The sequence below is a fragment of the Thiolapillus sp. genome, from assembly GCF_048562965.1.
In the GTDB taxonomy this organism is placed as follows: domain Bacteria; phylum Pseudomonadota; class Gammaproteobacteria; order Chromatiales; family Chromatiaceae; genus Thiolapillus; species Thiolapillus brandeum_A.
In genome coordinates, this window is the sequence record NZ_JBHNMF010000812.1 from 1 (window position 1) to 1,318 (window position 1,318).

General features: G+C 60.6%; 2 protein-coding genes. One reads left to right on the plus strand and one right to left on the minus strand.

Features of this window, described 5'->3' with window-relative positions:
- A partial coding sequence (locus ACOCD2_RS20290; RefSeq protein ID WP_293650408.1) for an Sfum_1244 family protein occupies positions 1-920 on the plus strand: 920 nt, incomplete at its 5' end.
- A 100-nt stretch (positions 921-1,020) separates the two neighbouring features.
- On the opposite strand, the gene ACOCD2_RS20295 is transcribed toward ACOCD2_RS20290, so the two are convergent.
- Positions 1,021-1,221: a hypothetical protein gene (locus ACOCD2_RS20295; protein WP_294052226.1), complete on the minus strand. Its 201-nt coding sequence runs from the start codon at positions 1,219-1,221 to the stop codon at positions 1,021-1,023.
- Positions 1,222-1,318: the final 97 nt, after the last annotated feature.

The following is a 1,318-nucleotide window of genomic DNA, read 5'->3' on the forward strand; positions in this document are numbered from 1 at the left end:
GGCTGGGTTTTCAGGCCCCCATACCTGCGGAAAATCTGGGGGATTGGCTCATGGAGCGGGAGGAGTTGTGGGAAAAGCTGGGGGAGGACGAGTTTGCTGCCATCGAAATCGGCGGCCGCTCCTATGATCCGTTCGACAGCATGGGTATCAACCGGGCACTGGAGGGAAGCGGGCTGGTTTACAGCGCCGGCCTGGCCAGCGGGGCCCGGGCCAATTTTTACCTTGGGAAACTTCTGCAGCACGAACGCGGTGAAGGGCTGTGTCTGTACATTTCCGGTCAGGAATACGCCCGCTGCCTTACTGCACCGCCTGCCATGGCCAGCGACCAGGGCGTGTTTCTGCGCAAGGAGGCGTTGCGGCGCTACCTGTGGGAGAAGTACGAATCCTGGGGCTGGAACCGTCCGGACAACGCCCTCGGCCGGGCCTATGCCTGTTATGGTTTTTCAGACGACGCCGAGGCGGCACTGGAGCAAATGACCGAAGTGGAAATGGCCTCTGCCAGGGAACATGAACTTGGAGAATACGAAGCCAGCCGGTTGCTGGGTGATGGCTGGAGCGAGATGCTGCTCGACCTGGCGCTGTCACCGGCTGAACTGATGGCCCGTGCGGTAAAGGATCATCTTGCCGACAGCCTGCACACGCTGCCCATGCTGCTCGAAAGCGGAACGCCGGCGCCCATTCATTTCTATATCGGCAACCTGGCCGGGATGCGGCGGCACCTGTTCCCGCAACTGCTGCAGGCCTATGAACTGTGGCAGGAGCAGGACGACTTGTCTGCCCTGGCGCAGGTGGCCGGTGATTACCTTGCCCACTGGCAGAATCTCGCGCAGGACATGATGGCAGTGCATCGCCGGCTGGGCGTTGGCAGCGCCGAAACCCTGCGCCGCCTGGTATTGGACCGCTGTGGTGTCGACCTCTGATGTGATGGCCGTTCCTGCCTGACTGACCAATACCCTCGCTGCCAGCCATGGAGAGCGAAGCGAAGGCTGGTAGTCCCCAGTAGGCGCGAGGCCGCACTGCTTACCCGTCGTGCGCATAGCGCCAGAGGGGAAGCAAAGTAGGCATCCGAACGCGGCGTCCAGTCATTGGGAGACAAGTACGGAGCAGCAACGAGCTTGCGAAGTTGTTGCGTAGTGCTGGGTGACCAGGACGGCTGGGGCACAAATAGGTTGTCAAAGGCCGAGTCGATTTTGGGGACTGGGATGTCCCAAAATCTATCACGAGGCCGAAGACACGCTTGTCACCAAATACCCGGATAGAAACAATGCCTGAACGAAAGAGCCTGCTGGCCATCATCGAACTCGGTGGTTACCCCAAC